Consider the following 16,584-nt stretch of genomic DNA (forward strand, 5'->3'; position numbering starts at 1 on the left):
CTGATCGGTGTCTAATTCTTGCGTGACGGCGCTCACTTGTTGCATGCTCGGGGAGCTCAGGCTCCCGTCCCCCGCCGTCTCGAAGAAGAGAAGACGCCATGACTCGTACGCGCCTGTCCCGGTTCGTCGCCGGTTTCCTCGCCGTGGGACTGTCCTTCGCCGGGCTCTCCCTCGCCTCCGCGGCGAGCGGCCCACCCGGCTCACCCGCGGCGGCGGCCGCCGCGCCCGCGGCGGACGGGCCCCTGACCAGGACGGTGTCGGCGAGCAGCGCGCTGCCCGGCTATCCCGTCGCCAACGCCGCCGACGGGAACCAGGCCACGTACTGGGAGTCCGCGAACAACGCCTTCCCGCAGTGGATCCAGGCCGACCTGGGCTCCACGAAGGCCCTCTCGCGGATCGTGCTGAAGCTGCCCATCGGCTGGGAGAGCCGCACCCAGACCCTCTCGGTGCGCGGCAGCACCGACGGCACGACGTTCACCGACCTCGCCGCGGCGAGCGGGTACGCCTTCGTGCCGAGCGCCGACACCGTGACCATCCCGGTGACGGCCTCGACCCGGTACGTCCGGCTGACCATCACCGCCAACACCCGATGGCCCGCCGCGCAGCTCTCGGAGTTCGAGCTCTACGGGCCCGACACGGGGGACACGCAGGCCCCGGCCGCGCCGGCGAACCTCGCGCTGACCGAGCCCGCGTCCGGCCAGGTCAAGCTGACGTGGTCGGCCTCGACCGACGACGTCGGCGTCACCGGCTACACCGTCTACCGCGACGGCACGCCCGTCACCACGGTCACCGCCACCTCCTTCACCGAGACCCGGCCCGCCGGCACGCGCGTCGAGTACTTCGTGCGCGCCGAGGACGCCGCCGGGCACGAGTCCGCCGACAGCAACCACGTCGTGCGCCAAGGCACCCAGGCCGGCCAGAACCTCGCCGCGGGCAAGCCGATCGAGGCGTCGTCGAGCGTCTTCTCCTTCGTCGCCGCCAACGCGAACGACAACACCACCGCCACCTACTGGGAAGCTTCGGGCCAGTCGAGCACGCTGACCGTCAAGCTCGGCGCCAACGCCGATCTCGACCAGGTCGTCGTGAAGCTCAACCCCGACCCGGCCTGGGGCGCGCGGACGCAGACCTTCGAGGTCCTCGGCCGCGACCAGGGCGCCACCGCGTTCACCTCTCTCAAGGCCCGCGCCGACTACCGCTTCGACCCGGCCGCCAACCAGAACACGGTGACCATCCCGGTGAGCGGCCGCGCCGCCGACGTCCGGCTGCAGTTCTCCGCCAACTCCGGCGCGCCCGGCGCGCAGGTCGCCGAGTTCCAGGTGCTCGGTGTGCCGGCGCCGAACCCGGACCTCATCGTCACCGCCGCGACGTGGACCCCGGCGAACCCGACGGAGACGAGCCAGGTCGCGGTCTCCGCGACCGTCAAGAACGCGGGCACCGCGGCCGCGGCGGCCACGACCGTCAACGTCAGCCTGGGCGGCACCGTCGTCGGCAACGCGGGCGTCGGCGCCCTCGCCGCGGGCGCGTCCACGACGGTGACCGTGACCGCGGGCACCCGGCCGCAGGGCACCTACAGCGTGTCCGCCACGGTCGATCCCGCCGGCACGGTCGTCGAGCAGGACGACACCAACAACACGTTCACGTCACCGGACCCGCTCGTGATCGCGCAGGCGCCGGGTCCGGACCTCGAGGTCACCGGGATCACGTCGAACCCGCCCAACCCGGCGGCCGGCGCGGCGGTGTCGTTCACCGTCGCGGTGCACAACCGGGGCACGAGCGCCGCGGGCACGTCGGTGACCCGGCTGACCGCCGGCGCCACCACGCTGACCGGATCCACAGGCCCGATCGCGGCCGGTGCCACGGCGAACGTCGCGATCTCCGGCACGTGGACGGCCACCAGCGGCGGCGCGACTCTCACCGCAACCGCCGACTCCACGAACACGGTCGCCGAAACCAACGAGTCCGACAACGATCTCTCGCGGGCGATCGTGGTGGGCCGCGGCGCGGCCGTGCCCTACACCGAGTACGAAGCGGAATCCGCGCAGTACCAAGGACAACTGCTCCAGACCGATCCGCTGCGCACGTTCGGCCACACGAACTTCGCGACCGAGTCCTCGGGCCGCCAGTCCGTCCGGCTGGCGAGCCAGGGCCAGTACGTCGAGGTCACGTCGACGAACCAGTCGAACTCGATCGTGGTGCGCAACTCGGTGCCCGACGCGGCCGCCGGCGGTGGCCAGGACTACACGCTCAGCCTGTACGTCAACGGCACCTTCGCGCAGAAGCTGACGTTGTCCTCGACGCACAGCTGGCTCTACGGCAGCACCGACGACCCCGAGGGCCTCACGAACCGGCCCGGGGGAGACGCGCGGCGGCTGTTCGACGAGTCGCACGCGCTGCTGGCGCAGTCCTACCCGCCGGGCACGAAGTTCAAGCTGCAGCGGGACAACGGCGACAACGCGGCGTACTACGTCATCGACCTGGTCGATCTGGAGCAGGTGGCGCCGGCGCTGCCCAAGCCGGCCGGGTGCACGTCGATCACCGAGTACGGCGCCGTGCCGAACGACGGCGTCGACGACGCGCCGGCCATCCAGCGCGCGGTCACCGACGACCAGAACGGCGTGATCACCTGCGTCTGGATCCCCGAAGGCCAGTGGCGCCAGGAGGCGAAGATCCTGACCGACGACCCGACCGTGCCCAACGGCGGCGGGCAGTACAACCAGATCGGCATCTCCAACGTGACGATCCGCGGCGCCGGCATGTGGCGGTCGCAGCTGTACTCGCTGATCCAGCCGCAGGACGCGGGCACCATCAACCACCCGCACGAAGGCAACTTCGGGTTCGACATCGACAAGAACGTCCAGCTCTCGGACATCGCGATCTTCGGCTCCGGCCGGATCCGCGGCGGCGACGGCAACGCCGAGGGCGGTGTCGGCCTCAACGGCCGCTTCGGCACCGGCACCAAGATCTCCAACGTCTGGATCGAGCACGCCAACGTCGCCGTGTGGGTCGGCCGCGACTACAGCAACAAGCCCGAGCTGTGGGGCCCGGCCGACGGCCTGGACTTCAGCGGCATGCGGATCCGCGACACCTACGCCGACGGCATCAACTTCACCAACGGCACGCGCAACTCGCGGGTGTTCAACTCGTCCTTCCGCACCACCGGGGACGACTCGCTCGCGGTGTGGGCCAACCAGTACGTGAAGGACCCGTCGACCGACATCGGGCACGACAACGTGTTCACGAACAACACGATCCAGCTTCCCTGGCGCGCCAACGGGATCGCGGTCTACGGCGGCTACGGGAACCGGATCGAGAACAACCTCGTCTTCGACACGATGAACTACCCGGGCATCATGCTGGCGACCGACCACGACCCGCTGCCGTTCTCCGGGCAGACGACGATCGCCAACAACGCCCTCTACCGCTGCGGCGGCGTGTTCTGGGGCGAGCAGCAGCAGTTCGGCGCGATCACGTTCTTCGCCCAAGGCAAAGACATCCCGGGGGTGACGCTGCGGGACACCGAGATCCACGACTCGACCTACGACGGCATCCAGTTCAAGACCGGCGGCGGCGTGGTGACCGCGGCGATCTCGAACGTCAAGATCGACCGGTCGGCCAACGGCGCGGGCATCCTCGCGATGAGCGGCGCCCGCGGCAGCGCGACGCTGACCAACGTGACGATCACCGGCTCGGCGAAGGGTGACGTCGTCATCGAGCCGGGCTCGCAGTTCGTGATCACCGGCGCCCCGATCCCGGCGGTGGTCGCCTCGGGCCGGCGTAACGGGAGGTAGGGGAAGGGGGGTGCCTCGGCACCCCCCTTTCTCACGCGTCGATCAGGTGCAGCCGCTCCTGGCGCCGGCGGTCCTCGACCCACCACTTGCGGGCGCCGGGCTTGCGGGCCTCGTACGCCAGCTGCTTGACGGTGCTCGCGCAGACGAGCTCCTTGACCTTCGCCCCCAGCCGGCCGCCGAGGTGGAGCCGGATGGCCGTGTCGTCGCGGCGGGAGAACTGGAAGATCCCGGCCCGGCGCCCGAGGCTCAGGCACTGGCCGGCGAACCCGACGTCGGCCGCGGCCGGACGCGCACCCGCCAGCCGGCTGAGCACGGTCTCGGCGGCTTGCGGGCCGAGCTGGACGGCCGACTGGCAGCCCATCCGGTAGGGCAGGTCCGACGGCGCCGCCGCGTCACCGGCCGCCACGATCCGGTCGTCGTCCACGCTCGTCAGGGTCTCGTCCGTGCGCAGGCGGCCCAGGGCGTCGGTGCTCAGCCCGCTGCGCGCGGCCAGGTCCGGCACGCCGAACCCGGCGGTCCAGACAGTGACCGCGCTCGGCAGCTCGCGGCCGTCGGTGAGCCGCACGGCATCGCGCGTCACCTCGCTCACCACCCCGTCGGCGAGCACGGTCACGCCCAGCTTCGCCAGCCGCCCGGCCACCGCGTGCCGGCCCCGCGGGTGCAGGTACGGCCCGAGTTCTCCACCGCAGACCAGCGTCACCGCCCGGCCCGCCTCGGCGAGTTCGGCCGCGGTTTCGATCCCGGCCGGGCCGGCGCCGACGACCGTCACCGCGGACGCCGCGTCGAGCACCGGCCGCAGCCGCCGCGCCTCCTCGAAAGTCGTGACGGGGTAAGCGAACTCGGGCACGCTCGCGCCGGCGCTGCCGACCGCGTAGATCAGGTAGTCGTAGCCCAGGGTGCCCCCGTCCGCGAGCGCCACGATCCGCGCGGCCGCGTCGATCCCGGTCACGCTGTCCACGACCAGCCGGACGCGCGCGGCCAGGACGTCGCGGTAGGCCACGGCCGCGTCGCCGGAGCCGGCGGCGAGCTGGTGCAGGCGGATGCGCTCGACGAAGTGGGGGCGCGGGTTGACCAGGGTGACGGCGACGTCGTCGCGCCGGGTCAGGCGGTTGGCGGCCATGACGCCGGCGTATCCGCCGCCGATCACGACGACCTCGGTGGGCTCGGTCATGGTGTCTCCTTCGATGCCGGGTTCGGCATCGAGACACCGCGCGGCCGCGTGGTGTGACAGCTGCACAGTGACATCCGCACAGTGACAGCTGTGGTTCAGCTCACGCGTCGGTGGGCGACTTCGTCCACCGCAGCGCCGCGTGCCAGGCGGCGATCAGTGCTTCGTCGTCGGCGTAGCTGGGGCACGTTCCGACCGGGATCCACGCCTGCTCGACGGGTTCGCCGTCTTCGACGCGCAGGACGGTCACCCCGGCGTATTCCACCACTTCCCGGCGGTGCCCGGCGGGGACCGAGACCGCGCGGGTGCCCAGCCGCAGCCGCACCTGTCGTTCGCCCGTCATCGACCCCGCTCTCCCCTGAATGCTCCACGGTGGTGTCGCGCACCGGCCGCGATCTGTAACAGCCCGGCGCGCCCGTCTGCGGTGAACGGCGGAAATCGCCCGGTCAGTGGCAGCCGCGCGACGAGCGGGTGCGTCCGTTCGTGCTAATTCACGTGTAGGAGCGACCCTGCCTGGTCATCCCGGTCCCGGGGGAACCGTTCTGGGGGAGGTGCCGAAGACATGACGCGGGCAATATTCGAGTTCGAGGCGGAGCCGGCGCAGATCAGGCTGGTGCGGTCGTGGGCGCGCGAGCAGCTGGCCGCGGGTGAGGTGCCGGCCGAGGTGGCGGCGGACATCGTACTGATCACCTGCGAGCTGGCGACGAACGCCATCCGGCACGCCGCCGGGCCGCTGCGAGCCCTGCTGATCTGCGCCGATGCCGCGGTCTGGGTCGGGGTCGAGGACGCCGGCGGATCCGCGTGGTTCGACCCGGTCGTGCCCGACGCCGCTCCGGCGGGGACCGGGCTCACCTTGGTCGCCGCCTGTTCCGACCGGCGCGGGCACTTCCACCGCCGGGACGGCGGCAAGACCGTGTGGGCCGAGATCCCGCTCGCGTCCTGAGTCCATCGCCGGTCAGGTCGGCCGGGGGACGATGACGACCGTGTCGTCGGCGTCGGCGACCACCTCGGGCATCCGGGCCACCAGCTCACCGGCGGCAGCAGCCGGGCCTGACCTTCGTCGATGTCCTTGCGGCTCTCGACCAAACCGTCGGTGGACCGCAGCAGCGTGTCGCCCGGCGCGAGGCCGAGCTCCACCGGCCGGGGGCGCGCAGGCCGACCCCGGTCAGCCGGTCTGCTCACGGATCCAGTCCGCCACCACGTCGACGCGCGCGATCGTCTCCGCGCCCGGCTGCGGGCACGGCGGCCCGGTGTTCACGATGGCCACCAGGCGCCCGGTGTGGTCGCCGTCGTCCGAGACGAAGAACGGGCCGCCCGAATCCTCCGGGCACGGGCCGTTGTCCACCGTGCGCGTGCCGATCGGCAGCGCCTCCAAGGTGGACTCACCGATGCCCGAAACCCGGAAGTGGCCGCGTTTGAGGTGGTCGGACGGGCCGAGCACGGTCGCCGAGTGCGAGCCCCAGCCGGCGAACTGCAGCTCTTCGCCGACCGACGGCCGCGTCGAGGAGAGTTCCACCGGGGTGATGTTTTCCACCGGCGCGCTGAGCTTCGCGACCGCCAGGTCGTTGACCGGCGACTGGCGGACGTCGACGACCACCGCCGTGTGCCCGCCGGGATCGCTGTCCGCGAGCCGCCCGATCGTCACGGTCATCGTGTACGGCGGCCGGCCGCCGATCCGAGCGTCCTTGAGGTTGTGGAAGCAGTGCCCGGCCGTGACGACCCACTGCGGCGCCACCAGCGAGCCGCTGCAGGCGCCGTCGCGCACGCCGCCGCCGGGGACCGAGATGTCGTCCGACGTCAGTTTCGCGTTGAACGGCAGGATCGGCTCGGGTGCGGGCGTCGTCGGAGCCGGTGGCGCGGGCGCGGGCGCCGGGTCGCGGCCCAGTGCGCTGGTGTCGGGCAGGCTGGGCCCGCCGAGCGCCGCGGCCAGCGCGGGCCCGGCCGGCGCGCCGGTGGCGGCGTTGGCGAACGCGATACCGGCCCCCACCAGCACCGCGACGGCCACGGCCCGCGCGCGGAAGCGGTGCCGTCGATCCGAAATCGTCCTCACACTCTTAATGCACGGATGAGAGCCCGGAATGGTTGTGCGCCGCTCGTGATCTCACGGCGTCTTCACCGTCGCGATCGCCGGCCACAGCACCGAAACGACCGCTTCGGGGATTTCGTCTCCGCTTTCGCCGCGGTAGAAGGCGCCGTAGTAGCTGCCGAAGCACATCGTCGCGATGGTGTGCTTGTCGATGTCGTCCCGGACGGCGCCGCTGTCCTGCAGCTGGGTCAGCACGTTCTCGACGAGCGCGACCCGCGGCTCGACGGCGTGCTCGCGGACGATCCCGAGCAGCTCCGGCGTGCGGATCGCTTCGCCCGCGAAGTTGCCCATGAGGACCATCGCGTCCGGGTTGAAGTACGTGGGGTCCAGCCGGCGCACGGCTTCGATGAGCGCCTCCCGCGGCGCCATGCTGGTCAGGTCGACGGTGTAGAGGTCCCGCTGCTTGCGGAAGCCGTAGTCCAGCGCGTCGACGACCAGCTCGAACTTCGTGCTCCACCGCCGGTACAGGGTCGGGCGGCTGACCTTGGCGTCGGAGGCGATGTCGCCGATGGTCATGAGCGAGTAGCCGTCGCGGACGAGGCGGTTCCGGGTGGCCAGGATGATCGCCTCGTCGAGCGCGCTGTCCCGGGGCCGGCCACCGGGCCGCGGGGCCGCTTCGTCGTCCGTCGCTTCTTCGCGTGCTCGCGCCATGGTCGGAGCCTAGCGGATTCGTTACGATACCTAGCTGTTAAGTTACGATACTTGACTGTAACGAAACGTCGGCTTACCTTCGGAGCAACGATCGGAAGGAGCCCACGATGACCACCGCCCAGCAGCTGATCGACCGGAGCGTCCCGTTCCTCGACGACGTCAAGAACCGGACCGCGGGCGGGGAGCTGGAGACCTGGCTCAACGAGCACCACGGCCCCGGCAGCCCGCTCTACGACGACCTCGCGCGCATGATCACCGACGGCGTCCGGGACGGCTGGGCGGCGAACATCGAGGTGGACGGCCCGAAGTACCGGCGCAGCCGGATCGCCGACCCGCAGGACGTCCTGAACTACTTCAGCGTCACCGCCGTCTACATGGACAGCGTCGAGCCCTACCGCGGCCAGTACCACCAGCACCCGTACGGCGAGCTCAACCTGGTGGTGCCGCTCGACCCGGACGCGAAGCTGATGGGCCCGCGCGGCTGGAGCGGACCGGGCTGGACCGCGCCCGGCCCGGGCAGCCACCACTACCCGGAGGTGAAGGGCGGCGCGCTGATCGCCCTCTTCTACCTGCCGGCGGGCCGGATCTCCTACGACATCACCCCGCCGGCCGAGTGAGCACCACCGTCGAGGAGGCGCTGCTGACGCGGCGCAGCTGCCGGGCGTTCCGGCCGGACCCGGTGCCGCGCGCGGAGCTCGAGCGGCTGCTGGACCTGGCGGCGCGGTCGGCCAGCAACTCCAACTGCCAGCCGTGGCAGGTGCACGTGCTGACCGGCGCGGCGAAGCGGGCGCTGAGCGCGGACCTGCTGTGCGCGCACGACGAAGGCCGCCGCTCGGCCGGGGAGTTCGCCTACCAGCCGGCCGCGGACCAGTGGCCCGAGCCGTTCCGCGCGCGCCGCCGCCGGTTCGGCGAAGGGCTCTACCGGGACGCGCTGGGCATCGAGCCCGGTGACACCGCCGGCCGCGTCGGACACCACCGGCGCAACTACGACTTCTTCGGCGCGCCGGTCGGCATGGTCCTCACGGTCAGCCGGCTGCCCCTGCAGGGCGCCCTGGTCGACGCCGGCCTGTTCCTGCAGGCGCTCATGCTGGCCGCGCGCGGGGCCGGGCTGCACACGTGCGCGCAGGCGTCGCTGATCGACTACCACCCGGTCCTGCGCCGGCACGTGACCGTGCCCGACGACCACGTGATCGTCTGCGGGATCGCCCTCGGGTACGCCGACGAGGGGCACCGGCTCGGCGGCCACCGCACCACGCGCGAGCCGGTGTCGGCGTTCGCGACCTTCCACGGTGCCCTCGATGACCCGGCCTGAGTCTTCGACGACCAAGGTCCTCAGGGACGCTGCCCGGCCTCGTCCACGAAGGTCTTCACCGTCACTGCGCTGTCGTCCGTGCCGAGGAACTGGTGGGTCCTGGCGTCGAAGACGAGCACGATCGGCTTGGCGCCCGGTGCCGAGCCCGGCGGGTGGGGCCAGGTGATCCCGACCCCCGGGCGGCCGGCGCCGTCGGTGACGTGGTCCAGCGCCTTGAGCCCGGGCACCTTCGCCGCCGCCTGGAACAGCGCGGCGTAGGACGCGGGGGTGAGGGCCCGCTCGTAGGCGAGCATGAAGACTTTCTTGCCCATCGAACTGACGTCGCCATCCTTGGTCCCCGGGAGGGCGGCGAGGTAGGCCAGCATCGCGTCGGCGGTCGTCGGCAGGTCCGCACGGTAGGCGGGGGAGGGACCGCAGTCCTCCAGCGTGCGCTTCTTCGCCGGGTCGGGGCCGGAGTACGGGGCCTTGCCGTCGTGGCAGCCGGTGACCTCGGTGTCGCCGATCAGGCCGTCGCGGGTGCCGTCGACCGACAGCCAGACTTCGCGGATGTGGTGGTCGGGATTCTCGGTCCGCACGTAGAGGAACTGGTCGGGGCGCGGAGCCTTCGCGGGCTCCTCGAGCGCCGCACCGGCCGCCTCGGTCAGTACGAGCAGCAGGACGTCCCGCTCGCGGGGGCGCAGCGCGGCCAGGGCCCGATCGAGGTCGGCGCCCAGCGCCTGCGCGCTGACCCGGTCGGCGACCCGGTCGGCGTGGCCGTCGTCCACGGCGGGCGCCCCGGCGGCCAGGCGGAGCTTCAGCTCGCGCACCTCGGCCCGCCACTGCCGCGAGACGAGGTTGGTGGCGATGCCGTAGAGCCACGGCCGGGCGTCCGGCCGCGAAAGGTCGAACTGGGCCCGTTTGCCGAACGCGATGAGGAACGTGTCCGCGAGGACGTCGTCCGCCGCCGTCGGGCCCAGGCGCCGGACGACGTAGCGGTGGATGTGCCGGGCGTGGCGGTCGAAGATGACCGCGAACAGGCTCGGCTCCTGCCGCGACCGCGCGATCACGCTCGCGTCGTCGTCGGCTTCCGTGTCTCCGGGGGTCATCGCCCGCCTCTCGCTGCGCTCAGTGTCATCCGCTCTTCTCGCGAGACGGGAAACGGGTTCCCGGATCACGCGGGCGAAGTGACGCAGGTCACGCTCGGGCGCCGGTACGGTGGTGATCATGCTGCCGAAGATCGCGCTGGAAGAGGCCTACGAGCACCCCGAGCGCGTCGCCCGGCTGCTGGCCGACGAGGCGGCGCTCGCCGACGCGTCCGACCGCGGCGGGGTGACGCCGGAGTTCTACCGGCCCGTGATGGAAAAGCTGCGGGAGTTCGACGACGTCCGGCTCGGCAGCATGGACCGGGCGGGGATCGCGCACACGATCCTCTCGCTCACCGCGCCCGGGATCCAGAGCATCCTCGACCCGGCGGCGGCGACCGCGGAAGCACGTCGGCAGAACGACTTCCTCGCCGGGCAGGTCGCCCGGCACCCGGACCGGTACTCCGGCTTCGCCGCGGTCGCCCTGCAGGAGCCGGAGAACGCGGCGGCCGAGCTGCGCCGCGCGGTCACCGAACTCGGTTTCAAGGGCGTGCTCGTCAACGGCTACACGAACGTCGGCGACCCCGAGCACGGCAGCTACCTCGACGAGCCGCGCTACCACGGCTTCTGGGAGACGCTCGCCGAACTCGACGTGCCGCTCTACCTGCACCCGCGGCCGTCACTGCCGGGCGCGCAGGCCCTCTACGCCGGGCACCCGGAGATGAAGGGCGCGACCTGGGGGTTCGGCACCGAGACGGCGTCGCACGCGGTGCGGCTGCTGCTGAGCGGGCACTTCGACCGGTTCCCGACGGCGAAGATGATCCTCGGGCACCTGGGGGAGGGGCTGCCCGCGCTGCTGTGGCGCACCCAGAACATGTTCCAGGCCAACACCTTCGGCCGGCGGCCGTGCAAGACCCTGCCCGAGTACGTCGCCGACAACATCTGGATCACCACCAGCGGCACCTTCTCCGACCACGCGCTGACCAACGCCGTGCTGACCGTCGGCGCCGACCACATCATGTTCTCCGTGGACTACCCCTATTCGGAGAACTCCGGGGCCGCCGACTGGATCGAGCGCGCGCCGATCAGCGAGCTGGACCGCCGCAAGATCACGCACGGCAACGCCGCCGCGCTGTTCGGGATCGAGCTCCCGTAAAGACGCTCGGTATTTGGAAGGTTACTTTACTAACTGGCGTCCGAGTCGTATGTTCGATTCCGGGTGTCCTTCGCCCACCGTTCGGGCAACTGCACGGCGCACTGCGGTGACGAAGGCGGCGACGTGCCGGACGACTCGTCGTGGTTCCCGATCCCACCTGGACGTCGGTGGCAAGCCGATCACGGACGGGGCCCACAACGAGCAGCAGGACTACCCGGGCGGCCACGGTGTGGACGCGGCGAAGAGCAGCACGGCGAAGTCGCTGTTCCTCGAGAACGTGAGCTGACCAGGCGCCTCGCCGTCTTCCGCAGCGGGCGGGGACGGCGAGGCGTTCAGCATGTGGAACCCGCGCGCGTCCGGGAATAGCTTCGCGAAGATCCGGTTGAGCACAGACGGACCTCGGACCATCGAAGGAGCCGCGCTGTGACCGGAGATTCCCTGCACTTCAACGCCTTCATCTGGCCGAACGGCTACCACGAGTCCGCGTGGCGGGTCGTCGACGACGACGTCCGCGGGGTGCTCGGGCTGCCGTACTACGCGAACATCGCGCGGACCGCCGAGCGCGGCCTGATGGACTCGATCTTCCTCGCCGACAACATCGCGATCGCCGAGTACCGCGTCACGCACCTGCCGCAGACCCAGTTCGACCCGATCTCGGTGCTGTCGGCGCTGGCCGCGGTCACCGAGAAGATCGGCCTGATCGGGACGGGGTCGACGACCTACAACAAGCCGTGGGAGCTGGCCCGCCGGTTCGCCACGCTCGACCACCTCAGCGGCGGCCGGGCCGGCTGGAACATTGTCACCACGATCACCCCGCTGGCCGCGGCGAACTTCGGCGAGAAGGCCCACCCCGACCACGCCGACCGGTACGAGCGCGCCCACGAGTTCGTCGACGTCGTCACCCGGGCGTGGGACAGCTGGGACGACGACGCGATCGTCGGCGACCGCGAGAACGGCGTCTGGGCCGACCGCGCCAAGCTGCACGCGCCGCGCTTCCACGGCAAGTTCTACGACGTCGAAGGCGTGCTGCCGTTCCCGCGGTCGCCGCAGGGCCACCCGGTGCTCGTCCAAGCCGGACAGTCGGCCGCCGGGATCGGGCTCGCCGCCCAGTACGCCGAGCTGGTGTTCTCCGGCCCGCCGTCGCTGGAAGCGGCGGTGAAGTTCCGCGCCGAGCTGGACGCCCAGGTCGTCGCGGCCGGCCGCGATCCGAAGAGCGTGCGCGTCCTGCCCGCGCTGATGGTGACCCTCGGCGGCACCGAGGCCGAGGCGAAGGCCCGGGCGCAGCGGCTCGAAGAGCTGGCCAGCCCGGAGTTCCGCTGGCAGAACGCGCTGTACACCGCCGGTCTCGACCCGGACGCGTTCGACCCCGACGCGCCGCTGCCCGCCGAGCTGCGGGCCGAGGGTGGGTCTTCGCGCCTGCAGCAGCTCTCGGCGGCGGCTCGGGAGCGTCCGGACGCCCCGCTGCGCGAGATCGCGGGAGCCATCACCGGGGGAGCGGGGCAGGTCCACTTCGTCGGCACGCCCGAGCAGCTCGCCGACCACGTGCTCACCTGGCAGGACGCCGGCGCCGTCGACGGGTTCACCATCATGGGCTCGACGCTGCCCTACGAGCTGGCCGCGTTCGTCGACCACGTCGTGCCGATCCTGCAGCGCAAGGGCCGCTATCGGACCGAGTACGCCGGCTCGACGCTGCGTGAGCACCTCGCGCCGTGATCCCAGTATGTGGTCTTTGTGGGTGGAGCGTCGGTGGGGCTGGTTAGGGTCCTGACCGTCCGAATTTGACTGAGGAGTGTGGGACGTGGGCTGGACCCGGAACATCCGAGTGGCCGCGCTGGTGGCGGTGGCCGCTCTGGGCCTGACGGCGTGCGGCGGCGGGGACGACAAGCCCGCCGCGGCGGGCAAGGGCGGGGCGCCGATCGTCGTCGCGTCCTTCAACTTCACCGACAGCCAGATCCTCGCCGAGATCTACGCGCAGGCGCTGGAGGCCAAGGGCTACCCGGTGACGCGCAAGCTGAACCTGGGTTCGCGGGAGCTGATCTACCCGTCGCTGAAGTCCGGTGAGCTGCAGTTCATCCCGGAGTACCAGGGCTCGGCGATCGCCGCCGGGTTCGGCGCGGATCCGGTGAAGGACGCCAAGGGCGAGCACGAGCAGCTGGCGAAGCTGCTCGAGCCGAGCGGCGTCTCGCTGCTGGACTACGCGGCGGCGGAGGACAAGAACACCTACATCGTCAAGGCCGACCTCGCGCAGTCGAAGGGCCTCGCGACCATCGGCGACCTGAAGAAACTCGACAAAGTCGTCCTCGCCGGCGGTCCGGAGTGCGAGAAGCGGCTGACGTGCTTCAAGGGCTTCACGGACGTCTACAAGCTGACGAACGCGACGTTCCAGACCGTCCAGGAGCTCGGGCCGCGGGCGCAGCAGCTCGACTCCGGTGCCGTCACGGTCATCCCGGTCGACTCGGTGAGCCCGCTGGCCGGTGACCCGAAGTACGTCGCGCTGAAGGACGACCTGGCGATGGTGCCGACCGAGAACGTCGTCCCGGCGGTGACCAAGAAGGTGTTCGACGAGCGCGGCGCGGACTTCGCGGCCGCCGTCAACGCCGTGAGCGCGAAGCTCACGACCGAGGGGATGCGCGAGCTGAACAAGCACGTCGACTCCGAAGGCGAAAAGGCCGCGGACGTGGCGAAGGACTGGCTGTCGCAGCAGGGCCTGGCCTGAGCCGGCGGGAAGACCTCAGCCGGGTGCTTGACGGCTGAGGTCTTCCCACCGCGCGTACTGCTCGTCGCGCAGCCGCGAGAGTTCCCGCACCAGGTCGAACGACGCACTTGCCCACGACCACCCGACGTGGCGGGTCTTCCATGGCGGCGACCCGCAGCACGACCGGCGCGGCCGTCTCGGGTGCCGGTCCGGCGTCGTCGCCCCACGGCCTGGGCGACCCACACCGCGCCGAAGAAGTTGACGTCGAAGTGCGCCCGGACCTGGCTCCCGACGCCGACCTGGATCTGCTGCTCGAAGTGCTCTACGCGCCGCTGTACCAGCGCTGGCTGCTGCGCACCGGCCCGTTGACCGAAAGCTACGCGGACGCCCTGGTCGCGACGACGTTGAAGGCGTTCCGCCCCTAGCTGAAGCTGACCCGGGCCAGCAGGTCGTCGACGAGGTCGGGCAGGGACTGGTCTCCGGACTCCTCCAGCCAGAGCACGCTCGCGGTCCGCACCGCCGCGAGGAACGTCGCCGTCATGAGGCGCGCCAAGGGTTCGTCGAGGTCGGGGCCCCGGGCGACCAGTACCGCGGCCAGGTCGCGCTCCAGGGTGATCTGGTCGCCGGCCTGCTGTGCGAGCAACGACGGGTGCCGCCGGAGCAGGCGCAGCTGCGCCACCCACTCGCGGTCGGGGACCGCCCGCCCGCGGTACAGCTCGCGGCTCGCCGTGCGCAGCGCTTGCCACGGCTCCTCGCCGGCCGGCCGGTGTTCGACCAGGGACACCAGCACGCCAGTCCGCTCGCGGTCGGCGTGCAGGATCGCGTCTTCCTTGTTCGTGAAGTAGTTGGAGAACGTCCGGCGGGACACGCCCACCGCGTCGGCGATGTCTTCGACCGTCACGCCGTCCAGCCCGCGCTCCATCGCCAGGCGCAGCGCGGCCTCGTGCAACGACTGCCGCGTCGCCGCCTTCTTGCGGGTGCGGAGCGTGTCGAGGGTGTCCATGCACTCAGCGTAGCCTCCAGGATAAGTTGCCCATTGTGCAAGTTTGCTCAGTGGGCAATGATGGTCCGGAACGTGCGAAGGGATCCCATGAAGTCCGGTACAGCCGGCTCGTCCGGGTCGATGCGGCACCGCGAGGTGCTCGAGTCCCTGTCCGGGCTGCTGCTCGCGCTGTTCGTGGCCATGATCAGCTCGACCGTCGTCTCGACGTCGCTGCCGCTGATCATCGGCTCGCTGAACGGCACGCAGACGCAGTACACCTGGGTCGTCACGGCCACGCTGCTGGCCGCCACGGCCACCACCCCGATCTGGGGCAAGCTCGCCGACCTGTTCAACAAGAAGACGCTGGTCCAGGTCGCGATCGTGATCTTCGTGGCCGGCTCGATGATCAGCGGTTTCAGCCAGGACACCGGGCAGCTGATCGCCGCGCGGGCGTTCCAGGGCATCGGCGTCGGCGGCCTGCAGGCGCTGGTCCAGGTCGTGATCGCCGCGATCATCCCGCCGCGGGAGCGCGGCCGGTACAACGGCTACCTCGGCGCCGTCATGGCCGTGGCGACCGTCGGCGGCCCGCTGCTGGGCGGCCTGATCGTGGACGTGCCGTGGCTGGGCTGGCGGTGGTGCTTCTTCGTCGGCGTGCCGATCGCGGTGCTCGCGTTCGTCGTGCTGCAGCGCACGCTGAAGCTGGAGACCGTGCGCCGGGAGAACGTCCGGGTCGACTACCTCGGCGCCGGTCTCATCGCCGCCGGCGTGAGCGTCCTGCTGATCTGGGTGTCGTTCGTCGGCACCACGTTCGACTGGCTGTCGTGGCCGACCGCCGTCATGGTCGCGGCCGGGGTCGTGCTGCTCGCGGTCGCCGTGGTGGTCGAGAAGAAGGTCCGCGAACCCGTGGTGCCGCTGCACATCGTCGTCCAGCGGACCCCCGCGCTCGCGATCATCGCGAGCCTCGCGGTGGGCATGGCGATGTTCGGCGGCGCGGTGTTCCTCGGCCAGTACTTCCAGATCGGCCGCGGGTACACGCCCACCGAAGCCGGCCTGCTGACCATGCCGATGATGGCGGGCGTGCTGGTGTCCTCGACGGTGTCCGGCAGGCTGATCAGCCGCACCGGGAAGATCAAGCCGTACATCGTTTCGGGCGCGGTGATCCTCGTGCTCGGCTTCCTCGGACTGGGTATGGTCGACCACGCCACGCCGCTGTGGATCATCGGCGTCGCGATGGCCGTCGTCGGCATCGGTGTGGGCATGACGATGCAGAACCTCGTGCTGGCGGTGCAGAACGACGTGCCCCTGCGGGACCTGGGCGCGGCGAGCGCGTCGGTGACGTTCTTCCGGTCGCTCGGCGGCACGATCGGCGTCTCGGTGCTCGGGGCGGTGCTCGCGAACCGCGTCTCGGCCGACCTGGCCGCGGCACTGCACGTGCCGGACGGGCAGGCGTCGACGGGCGGGGTCAGCGCGCTGAACCTCAAGGCGCTGCCGCCGCAGGTGCAGGCGGTCGTCCACACCGTCTACGGCGACGCGACCGCGCACATCTTCCTGATCTCCGCGGCGGTGGCCGTCGTCGGGGTGATCGCGGCCCTGTTCTTGAAGCCGATCACCTTGCGTACGACCATCGACCTGGCCGAGAAGGCCGGCGAACCGTCGGCCTCGGACGCGGTGGTGGGGTAGGGGAG

The 16,584-nt window shown here is 71.3% G+C and carries 16 protein-coding genes; 10 read left to right on the forward strand and 6 right to left on the reverse strand.

Features of this window, described 5'->3' with window-relative positions:
• The first annotated feature begins 98 nt into the window (after positions 1–98).
• On the forward strand, positions 99–3,788 hold the full coding sequence (locus tag AB0N03_RS15695) for a CARDB domain-containing protein (RefSeq protein WP_364371164.1): 3,690 nt from the start codon (positions 99–101) through the stop codon (positions 3,786–3,788).
• Between the two features lie 31 nt (positions 3,789–3,819).
• Here the strand turns inward: AB0N03_RS15695 and AB0N03_RS15700 are convergent, their stop codons facing one another.
• Together AB0N03_RS15700 and AB0N03_RS15705 are read right to left on the reverse strand one after the other, a co-directional pair.
• Positions 3,820–4,959: an FAD-dependent oxidoreductase gene (locus AB0N03_RS15700; protein ID WP_364371167.1), complete on the reverse strand. Its 1,140-nt coding sequence runs from the start codon at positions 4,957–4,959 to the stop codon at positions 3,820–3,822.
• 100 nt (positions 4,960–5,059) lie between these two features.
• Complete coding sequence (locus AB0N03_RS15705; RefSeq protein ID WP_364371170.1) at positions 5,060–5,299, reverse strand: hypothetical protein; 240 nt, start codon at positions 5,297–5,299, stop codon at positions 5,060–5,062.
• 219 nt (positions 5,300–5,518) lie between these two features.
• Here AB0N03_RS15705 and AB0N03_RS15710 point away from each other — a divergent pair, with 219 nt between their 5' ends.
• Positions 5,519–5,899 carry an ATP-binding protein gene (locus tag AB0N03_RS15710; RefSeq protein ID WP_364371173.1) on the forward strand — a complete coding sequence of 127 codons (381 nt, stop codon included), beginning with the start codon at positions 5,519–5,521 and terminating at the stop codon, positions 5,897–5,899.
• A 222-nt stretch (positions 5,900–6,121) separates the two neighbouring features.
• Here the strand turns inward: AB0N03_RS15710 and AB0N03_RS15715 are convergent, their stop codons facing one another.
• The gene (locus tag AB0N03_RS15715; RefSeq protein ID WP_364371176.1) at positions 6,122–7,006 is read right to left on the reverse strand and encodes a trypsin-like serine protease; all 885 of its coding nucleotides are present in this window, start codon (positions 7,004–7,006) and stop codon (positions 6,122–6,124) included.
• A gap of 51 nt (positions 7,007–7,057) precedes the next feature.
• The gene (locus AB0N03_RS15720) at positions 7,058–7,693 is read right to left on the reverse strand and encodes a TetR/AcrR family transcriptional regulator (protein ID WP_364371179.1); all 636 of its coding nucleotides are present in this window, start codon (positions 7,691–7,693) and stop codon (positions 7,058–7,060) included.
• A gap of 107 nt (positions 7,694–7,800) precedes the next feature.
• Here AB0N03_RS15720 and AB0N03_RS15725 point away from each other — a divergent pair, with 107 nt between their 5' ends.
• Both AB0N03_RS15725 and AB0N03_RS15730 read left to right on the forward strand, forming a co-directional pair.
• A complete protein-coding gene (locus AB0N03_RS15725) occupies positions 7,801–8,310 on the forward strand; it encodes a DUF4863 family protein (RefSeq protein WP_364371182.1) in 510 nt (169 codons plus the stop codon).
• Positions 8,307–9,005: a nitroreductase gene (locus tag AB0N03_RS15730; protein WP_364371185.1), complete on the forward strand. Its 699-nt coding sequence runs from the start codon at positions 8,307–8,309 to the stop codon at positions 9,003–9,005. The genes AB0N03_RS15725 and AB0N03_RS15730 overlap by 4 nt, the downstream gene beginning before the upstream one ends.
• 20 nt (positions 9,006–9,025) lie before the next feature.
• On the opposite strand, the gene AB0N03_RS15735 is transcribed toward AB0N03_RS15730, so the two are convergent.
• Positions 9,026–10,090: a CU044_5270 family protein gene (locus AB0N03_RS15735; RefSeq protein ID WP_364371188.1), complete on the reverse strand. Its 1,065-nt coding sequence runs from the start codon at positions 10,088–10,090 to the stop codon at positions 9,026–9,028.
• Positions 10,091–10,208: 118 nt separating this feature from the next.
• Here AB0N03_RS15735 and AB0N03_RS15740 point away from each other — a divergent pair, with 118 nt between their 5' ends.
• The 5 genes from AB0N03_RS15740 to AB0N03_RS15760 all read left to right on the forward strand — a co-directional run bounded on the left by AB0N03_RS15740 (position 10,209) and on the right by AB0N03_RS15760 (position 14,342).
• Positions 10,209–11,222 carry an amidohydrolase family protein gene (locus tag AB0N03_RS15740; protein WP_364371191.1) on the forward strand — a complete coding sequence of 338 codons (1,014 nt, stop codon included), beginning with the start codon at positions 10,209–10,211 and terminating at the stop codon, positions 11,220–11,222.
• Positions 11,223–11,328: 106 nt separating this feature from the next.
• Positions 11,329–11,508 carry a hypothetical protein gene (locus AB0N03_RS15745; protein ID WP_364371194.1) on the forward strand — a complete coding sequence of 60 codons (180 nt, stop codon included), beginning with the start codon at positions 11,329–11,331 and terminating at the stop codon, positions 11,506–11,508.
• Positions 11,509–11,645: 137 nt separating this feature from the next.
• Positions 11,646–12,935 (forward strand): LLM class flavin-dependent oxidoreductase, encoded by a 1,290-nt coding sequence (locus tag AB0N03_RS15750; protein WP_364371197.1) that lies wholly within the window; start codon positions 11,646–11,648, stop codon positions 12,933–12,935.
• 85 nt (positions 12,936–13,020) lie between these two features.
• A complete protein-coding gene (locus AB0N03_RS15755; RefSeq protein ID WP_364371200.1) occupies positions 13,021–13,938 on the forward strand; it encodes an ABC transporter substrate-binding protein in 918 nt (305 codons plus the stop codon).
• 140 nt (positions 13,939–14,078) lie between these two features.
• On the forward strand, positions 14,079–14,342 hold the full coding sequence (locus AB0N03_RS15760) for a TetR-like C-terminal domain-containing protein (RefSeq protein ID WP_364371203.1): 264 nt from the start codon (positions 14,079–14,081) through the stop codon (positions 14,340–14,342).
• Here AB0N03_RS15760 and AB0N03_RS15765 read toward each other — a convergent pair.
• A complete protein-coding gene (locus AB0N03_RS15765) occupies positions 14,339–14,920 on the reverse strand; it encodes a TetR/AcrR family transcriptional regulator (protein ID WP_364371206.1) in 582 nt (193 codons plus the stop codon). The two genes, AB0N03_RS15760 and AB0N03_RS15765, sit on opposite strands and share 4 nt — an antisense overlap.
• Before the next feature lie 87 nt (positions 14,921–15,007).
• On the opposite strand from AB0N03_RS15765, the gene AB0N03_RS15770 reads away from it, so the two are divergent.
• Positions 15,008–16,579: an MDR family MFS transporter gene (locus AB0N03_RS15770; RefSeq protein ID WP_364371209.1), complete on the forward strand. Its 1,572-nt coding sequence runs from the start codon at positions 15,008–15,010 to the stop codon at positions 16,577–16,579.
• The last annotated feature ends 5 nt before the right edge of the window (positions 16,580–16,584 follow it).

Origin of the sequence: Amycolatopsis sp. NPDC051061, assembly GCF_040682935.1 — a bacterium.
Lineage (GTDB): Bacteria > Actinomycetota > Actinomycetes > Mycobacteriales > Pseudonocardiaceae > Amycolatopsis.